At 67.5% G+C, this 7,694-nt stretch carries 7 protein-coding genes; 3 read left to right on the top strand and 4 right to left on the bottom strand.

Annotation, left to right across the window (positions count from 1 at the left end; genetic code table 11):
* Positions 1-141: 141 nt before the first annotated feature.
* The 4 genes from CVO76_RS03190 to sdhC all read right to left on the bottom strand — a co-directional run bounded on the left by CVO76_RS03190 (position 142) and on the right by sdhC (position 3,653).
* A complete protein-coding gene (locus CVO76_RS03190; RefSeq protein WP_208740650.1) occupies positions 142-930 on the bottom strand; it encodes a succinate dehydrogenase iron-sulfur subunit in 789 nt (262 codons plus the stop codon).
* Entirely contained in the window at positions 930-2,708 is a 1,779-nt protein-coding gene (gene sdhA / locus CVO76_RS03195) for a succinate dehydrogenase flavoprotein subunit (protein ID WP_208740651.1), read from the bottom strand. The genes CVO76_RS03190 and sdhA overlap by 1 nt, the downstream gene beginning before the upstream one ends.
* 88 nt (positions 2,709-2,796) lie before the next feature.
* Positions 2,797-3,264: a succinate dehydrogenase hydrophobic membrane anchor subunit gene (locus CVO76_RS03200; RefSeq protein WP_133082744.1), complete on the bottom strand. Its 468-nt coding sequence runs from the start codon at positions 3,262-3,264 to the stop codon at positions 2,797-2,799.
* A gap of 5 nt (positions 3,265-3,269) precedes the next feature.
* On the bottom strand, positions 3,270-3,653 hold the full coding sequence (gene sdhC, locus CVO76_RS03205; RefSeq protein ID WP_133082745.1) for a succinate dehydrogenase, cytochrome b556 subunit: 384 nt from the start codon (positions 3,651-3,653) through the stop codon (positions 3,270-3,272).
* 343 nt (positions 3,654-3,996) lie between these two features.
* On the opposite strand from sdhC, the gene CVO76_RS03210 reads away from it, so the two are divergent.
* The 3 genes from CVO76_RS03210 to CVO76_RS03220 form a co-directional block, all read left to right on the top strand.
* Positions 3,997-5,136: a mannose-1-phosphate guanylyltransferase gene (locus tag CVO76_RS03210; RefSeq protein ID WP_208740652.1), complete on the top strand. Its 1,140-nt coding sequence runs from the start codon at positions 3,997-3,999 to the stop codon at positions 5,134-5,136.
* A 140-nt stretch (positions 5,137-5,276) separates the two neighbouring features.
* The gene (locus CVO76_RS03215; protein WP_432206149.1) at positions 5,277-6,422 is read left to right on the top strand and encodes an amidohydrolase; all 1,146 of its coding nucleotides are present in this window, start codon (positions 5,277-5,279) and stop codon (positions 6,420-6,422) included.
* Positions 6,423-6,693: 271 nt separating this feature from the next.
* Positions 6,694-7,694, top strand: a 1,001-nt coding sequence (locus CVO76_RS03220) for a BMP family ABC transporter substrate-binding protein (RefSeq protein WP_208740653.1), incomplete at its 3' end; no start/stop codon positions are given.

The raw sequence follows: 7,694 nt of genomic DNA on the forward strand, positions 1-7,694 counted from the left end.
CCGCCGTGACCTGAGCTGACCCGATCCGCCCGTCCTGCTCGCAGCGACGAGGTGCCCGAGAGACCTCGGGAACGACGAAGGGCGGCCCACCGATGCGGGCCGCCCTTCTCGGCAGCTGGACTGCGTGGTCGCCGGTGGCGGTCAGATCTTGCGGGTCAGGATCGCCTGCTTGACCTCGGAGATCGCCTTCGTGACCTGGATGCCGCGGGGGCATGCCTCCGAGCAGTTGAAGGTGGTGCGGCAACGCCACACGCCTTCCTTGTCGTTCAGGATCTCGAGGCGCATGTCCCCGGCGTCGTCGCGCGAGTCGAAGATGAAACGGTGCGCGTTCACGATCGCCGCGGGGCCGAAGTACTGGCCGTCGGTCCAGAAGACGGGGCAGGACGACGTGCACGCAGCGCACAGGATGCACTTGGTGGTGTCGTCGTAGCGGTCGCGCTCCTCGGCGGACTGCAGGCGCTCCTTCGCGGGCTCGTGGCCCTTGCTGATCAGGAACGGCATGATCTCGCGGTAGGACTGGAAGAACGGCTCCATGTCGACGATGAGGTCCTTCTCCACGGGCAGGCCCTTGATGGGCTCCACGAGGATGGGCTTCGACGTGTCGAGGTCCTTCAGCAGGGTCTTGCAGGCGAGGCGGTTACGTCCGTTGATGCGCATGGCGTCGGAGCCGCAGACACCGTGCGCACACGAGCGGCGGAAGGAGACGGAGCCGTCATGCTCCCACTTCACCTTGTGCAGCGCGTCCAGCACGCGGTCCGTGCCGTACATGGTCAGCTTCCACTCGTCCCAGTGGGCGTCGTCGGAGACCTCGGGATTGTAGCGGCGGACCTTCAGGGTGATGTCGAACGTGGGGATCTCTCCACCGCCGCCGACGCCGGGCGCGAGCTCGACCTTGGAGGCCGGCTCTTTTTCCATCGTTTCGGTGCTCATCAGTACTTACGCTCCATGGGCTGGTATCGGGTGAAGATAACCGGTTTGGTCTCAAGGCGGACGCCACTCGTCTCGGTGGCGCTGGGATCCTTGTAGGCCATGGAATGGGTCATGAAATTCTCGTCGTCACGCTCCGGGTAGTCCTCGCGGAAGTGGCCACCACGGGACTCCTTGCGGTGCAGGGCCGCCGCCGTCATGACCTTCGCCATGTCGAGGAGGAACCCGAGCTCGACGGCTTCGAGGAGATCGAGGTTGAACCGCTTGCCCTTGTCCTGCACGGTGATCCGCGTGTACCGCTCCTCCAGCGTATCGATCACGCGGAGGGCCTCGATCAGGGTCTGCTCGGTGCGGAACACCTGGACATTCGCGTCCATGATGTCCTGCAGCTCCTTGCGGATCTGCGCCACACGCTCTCCGCCCTCCGAGCTGCGTGCACGGTCGAGGAGCTCCTCGGTCTCGACCGTGGGGTTCTCGGGGATCTCGACGAAGTCGGCCGTCAGGGCGTACTCGGCCGCGGCCAGCCCTGCGCGCTTCCCGAAGACGTTGATGTCCAGGAGCGAATTGGTGCCGAGGCGGTTCGATCCGTGCACCGAGACGCACGCGACCTCGCCGGCGGCGTAGAGGCCCGGGACCACGGTGTCGTTGTCCGCCAGGACCTCGGCCTTGATGTTCGTCGGGATGCCGCCCATGGCGTAGTGCGCCGTCGGGAAGACCGGGACAGGCTCCGTGTAGGGCTCCACGCCGAGGTAGGTGCGGGCGAACTCGGTGATGTCCGGGAGCTTCGCGTCGATGTGCGCGGGCTCGAGGTGCGTCAGGTCGAGGAGGACGTAGTCCTTGTTCGGTCCGGCACCGCGGCCCTCGCGGACCTCGTTCGCCATGGACCGCGCGACGATGTCACGCGGGGCGAGGTCCTTGATGGTGGGGGCGTAGCGCTCCATGAAGCGCTCACCCTCCGAGTTGCGGAGGATGGCGCCCTCGCCGCGGGCGGCCTCGGAGAGCAGGATACCCAGTCCGGCGAGGCCGGTCGGGTGGAACTGGAAGAACTCCATGTCCTCGAGGGGGATCCCGCGGCGGAAGGCGATGCCCATGCCGTCACCGGTCAGGGTGTGGGCGTTCGACGTCGTCTTGTAGACCTTGCCGACACCGCCCGAGGCGAAGACGACGGACTTGGCCTGGAAGATGTGCAGTTCACCCGAGGCCAGGTCGTAGGAGACGACGCCGGCGACGCGCTTCTGGATGCGCGTCACGCCGTCGACCGTGACCTCCTCGTCCACCATGAGCAGGTCGAGGACGTAGTACTCGTTGTAGAACTCGACGTTGTGCTTGACGCAGTTCTGGTAGAGCGTCTGCAGGATCATGTGTCCCGTACGGTCCGCCGCGTAGCAGGACCGGCGGACGGGGGCCTTTCCGTGGTCGCGGGTGTGGCCGCCGAACCGCCGCTGGTCGATGCGTCCCTCGGGGGTGCGGTTGAACGGGAGGCCCATCTTCTCGAGGTCGAGGACCGCCTCGATGGCTTCCTTGGCCATGACCTCGGCCGCGTCCTGGTCGACGAGGTAGTCGCCGCCCTTGACGGTGTCGAAGGTGTGCCACTCCCAGTTGTCCTCCTCGACGTTGGCGAGTGCAGCGCACATGCCGCCCTGCGCCGCACCCGTGTGGGACCGGGTGGGGTAGAGCTTCGTCAGGACGGCGGTGCGGGCGCGCTGCCCTGATTCGATGGCTGCGCGCATCCCCGCGCCACCGGCGCCGACGATGACGACGTCGTACTTGTGGACCTGCATGCTGGTCGCTCTTTCTGTTGAAACCGGTGTGTGTGCACGGGGGAGCCCCAAAAGGCCCGCCGTGCGGGAACTGCCGACGTGGGCAGGCTTACGGCGCGGGGCAGTAGTCCGCGACGTGGGCCACCCCGTCGATGACGGGGCAGGGGTCGAACGTGAAGATCACGAGGGTGCCGAGCACCAGGATGACCACGGTCGCCGTGTACAGGACACCCTTGAGCCACATACGGGTGCTGTTCTTCTCGGCGTAGTCGTTGATGATCACGCGGATGCCGTTGGTGCCGTGCAGCATGGACAGCCACAGCAGCGTGAGGTCCCAGATCTGCCAGACGGGGTCCGCCCACTTGCCGGCGACGAAGCCGAAGTCGATCCCGGTGATGCCGTCACCGGCGACGAGGTTCACGTAGAGGTGGACGAGGATCAGCACCAGGAGGATGGCGCCGGAGAGGCGCATGAAGAGCCAGGCGGTCATCTCGAAGTTGCCGCGCGAGCCGGGGGTGCGTGAGTAGCCCGGGGCGACGCGTCCGGAGCGGGGGCTTTCGATGGTTGGGGTAGCCATGGGTACTAACCTCCGAAGACGTGCGAGAGATGGCGGATCGAGAAGGCGATCATGACGACCGCCCAGAGGCCTACGACGGCCCACAGCATCTGGCGGTGGTACCTCGGACCCTTCTTCCAGAAGTCCACGAGGATGACGCGGACCCCGTTGAAGGCGTGGAACAGGATGGCTGCGACGAGGCCGAGTTCCCCGAGACCCATGATCGGGTTCTTGTACGAGGCGATGACGGCGTCGTAGGCTTCCGGCGAAACGCGGACGAGCGACGTGTCCAGGACGTGCACGAGGAGGAAGAAGAAAATCACTACCCCGGTGATGCGGTGGGCCACCCAGGACCATTGGCCTTCCCGGCCACGGTAGAGGGTGCCTGCTGGTGTCAGTGTCTTCGGCATTGAAATTACCTCCCTGCATCGCATGGGCGTTAGCGCGTTATACGCAGGGATTACGCCGGTGCGACAGCACTCTTCAGATAAGAATAATGTAGGCCGGTGACACTTCCCGTTCAATTTAGGCACCCCTTCCCTGTGACCTTGTTAACACCCGTGCACACCGGGGCGGACAGGGCATCGGCGGAGCGCCGACCGGGAGCCGGCCGGGACGGTGGCGAGGGTGCGTGCCGGGGTCCACGTCGGGACTGATGGAGGTCCTCCCCCGAGTGCCGGAGGCGCGGCCGGGGCCGTCCCCGATGGGGGCCGGATCGCCGCCGGGCACCGCCCGTCCGTTACCGTGGAACGGATGAGTACAGAGAGGGCCGCGGCCCAGACCCCCGAGAACGTGCTGGACCGCTTCCACGGCGTCATCCCCGCGGGAGGCACGGGCACACGCCTGTGGCCGCTCTCCCGGGCGGCCGCACCCAAGTTCCTGCACGACCTCACGGGGTCCGGCAGCACCCTGATCCGGGCGACGTACGACCGCCTCCGGCCGCTGTGCGACGGACGCATCATGGTGGTCACCGGGATGGTGCACCGCCGGGCCGTGCTCGAGCAGCTGCCCGAGATCGAGGACCTGAACCTGGTGCTCGAGGCCGAGCCGAAGGATTCCGGGGCGGCGATCGGGCTGGCGGCGGCCATCCTGCACCAGCGGGACCCGGACATCATCATGGGGTCCTTCGCCGCCGACCAGGTCATCGCGCCCGTGGACGTCTTCCAGGCTGCGGTGCGAGAGGCCATCCAGACCGCGGCACGGGGATACATCGTCACGATCGGCATCAAGCCGACCCACGCGTCCACCGGGTTCGGGTACATCCGCGCCGGTGAATCGCTCGCCTCGGCGGGAGCGCCCAGCGCGCGCGCCGTCATCGAGTTCGTCGAGAAGCCCTCGCAGGAGGTCGCCGACGGCTATATCGGGAGCGGCAACTACTCGTGGAACGCGGGCATGTTCGTGGCACCCGTCGACCTCATGCTGAAGCACCTCTCCGCCAACGAGCCCGAGCTCTACGCGGGACTGATGGAGATCGCCGAGGCGTGGGACACCCCGCGCAGGGTGGAGGTGGCCCGCCGGGTCTGGCCGACCCTGCCGAAGATCGCGATCGACTACGCCGTGGCGGAGCCCGCCGCCGCCGCGGGCGACGTCGCCATGATCCCCGGGGAGTTCAACTGGGACGACGTCGGCGACTTCGCGGCCATCGGCCGCCTCAATCCTGCCGAGGAGAACAGCGAGCTCACGGTCATGGGGGAGGGGGCCCGCGTCTTCTCGGAGAACGCGTCCGGGATCGTCGTCTCCGACACCAAGCGGGTGATCGCCCTCATCGGCATCGACGACGTCGTCATCGTCGACACACCCGACGCGCTCCTCGTCACGACGAAGGAGCACGCGCAGGAGGTCAAGAAGGCCGTCGAGAGGCTGCGCGCCAGCGGCGACACGGACGTGCTGTAGGACGGGACCCCGATCCGTCCATGACACGGGCGAGTCCGATCGTGTGAGGGTGCCGGGCCGTCGGTCGGTAGGCTGATCCAGTGGAAACGTCCAGTACCCAGAGTCCGCCGATCTCCCGAGTAGGTGCCTCCCTCGAGCCGATGCTCGGCGAGCTGACCGAGATCCGGCGCGACATCCACCGGCATCCGGAGCTGTCCTACAAGGAACACCGGACCACCGACCTGATCGTGGCCAGGCTCGCGCAGGCCGGGCTCGTGCCGCACCGGCTCGAGGGCACCGGAGCCTACGTGGACATCGGCCGGGGGCCCCTGCGGATCGCCCTGCGGGCGGACATCGACGCCCTGCCGATCGTCGAGGAGACGGGGCTGGACTACACGTCGGCCGCCACCGGTGTCACCCACGCGTGCGGGCACGACATCCACACCACGGTGATGCTGGGGGTCGCGCTCGTGCTCGCCGACCTGGATGCCGACGCGCCGCTGCCCGGCACGGTGCGCATCATCTTCCAGCCCGCGGAGGAGATGATGCCCGGCGGGGCGATCGACGTCATCGCCCAGGGCGTGCTCACCGGCGTCCCGCGGATCCTGGCGCTCCACTGCGATCCGAGGATCGACGTCGGCCTCGTCGGCACGCGTATCGGCGCCATCACCTCGGCGTCGGACACCATCCGCGTGGAGCTCAGCGGCCGCGGCGGCCACACCTCGCGCCCGCACCTCACCGAGGACCTCGTGTTCGCCCTCGCCTCCATCGCCGTGAACGTCCCGGCCGTCCTCTCGCGCCGCATCGACGTGCGCAGTGCGGTGTCCGTGGTGTGGGGGCAGATCCATGCGGGCTCCGCGCCCAATGCCATCCCGGCGCACGGCTTCATGTCCGGCACGCTCCGCTGCCTCGACGGGGAAGCCTGGGAATCGGCGGGCGAGCTGCTCGACCGTGCCGTGCGCGAGGTGGCCGCCCCGTTCGGGGTCGACGTGAGGCTCGAGCACATCCGCGGCGTCCCCCCGGTGGTGAACCAGGAGGCGGAGACCGGGTTACTGGAAGCCGCGGCCCGCGCCGAACTCGGTTCGGGCGCCGTCGTCCTCACCCCGCAGTCCATGGGCGGCGAGGATTTCGCCTGGATGACCCAGGAGGTGCCCGGTGCCATGATGCGGCTGGGCACGCGCACCCCCGGTGGCGAGACCTACGACCTCCACCGTGGGGACTACGCACCCGACGAAGGCGCGATCGCCTGCGGTATCCGCGTGATGGCCGTCGCCGCCCTCCAGGCCGTGCTCGGTCGCGACCACTGACGGCCGGGTCCTGCGTCCTGGAGGAACCGGGACCTCCTCCCGGCTGTCCTCAGCCGCCTGTGCATAACGAAAACCGAACGATCCTCCCGCCCCGACCGCCCGTGTAGTGTTCCCCATCACTTGGCGCTTAGGATATTCGCATACGTGCTGCACCGACGGTGTCGCGGCGCCACGGTCTCCCAGTGAAAACAGAGCCTCGGATCCAATCGTGGACCGTGATGGACACTCACTGGTATTCGTCCCGTGGCGCATTTCTCTCCTGGAGGCATTTTTGAAGAACTCACTGCGCTCATTCTCGCGTGGCACCGGCCTGTCCGCCGCCGTTCTCGGCGTCTCGGCCCTCGTCCTGTCCGGCTGCGGCGCGCCGCCCGCCGAGGACTCGGCCGGTGGCGGCTCGAGCGCCGAGGCCAACACCGACTACCTCGGCTGCATCGTCTCCGACTCCGGTGGATTCGACGACCGCTCGTTCAACCAGTCCAGCTACGAGGGCCTGAAGAAGGCCGAGACGGACCTCGGCATCACGATCAACCAGGCCGAATCGCAGGCCGAGACCGACTTCGGCCCCAACGTCGACCAGATGGTCCAGGCCGGGTGCAACCTCACCGTCACCGTCGGCTTCCTGCTCGCTGACACGACGAAGGCAGCGGCGGAAGCCAACACCGATGCCAACTTCGCGATCGTCGACGACAACTCGATCGACCTGCCGAACGTCAAGCCGATCATCTACGACACGGCGCAGGCCGCGTTCCTCGCCGGCTACGCAGCGGCGGCGACCAGCGAGTCCGGCAAGGTGGCCACCTACGGCGGCATCAACATCCCGACCGTGACCATCTTCATGGACGGCTTCGCCGAGGGCGTGGACTACTTCAACGAGGAGACCGGCGGAGACGTGCAGCTCCTCGGCTGGGACAAGGAGAGCCAGAACGGCACCTTCGTGGGTAACTTCGAGGATGCCGCCGCAGGCAAGACCAACACCCAGAACTTCATCAACGAGGGTGCCGACATCATCATGCCGGTCGCCGGTCCGGTCGGCTCGGGCACGCTCGACGCCGTCATCGAGGCGAACGCGGGCGGCAAGGACGTCAAGGCGATCTGGGTCGACTCGGACGGCTACGAGACCGCCGGCAAGGGCGAGGAGTTCATCCTCACCTCCGTCATGAAGCTCATGGGCGACGCCGTCGAGGACGTCATCAGCACCGATGTCGAGGGCAACTTCGACAACACCCCGTACGTCGGCACCCTGGAGAACGGTGGCGTGGCACTGGCGCCGTT

This window comes from Arthrobacter agilis, assembly GCF_002953615.1.
Lineage (GTDB): Bacteria > Actinomycetota > Actinomycetes > Actinomycetales > Micrococcaceae > Arthrobacter_D > Arthrobacter_D agilis_B.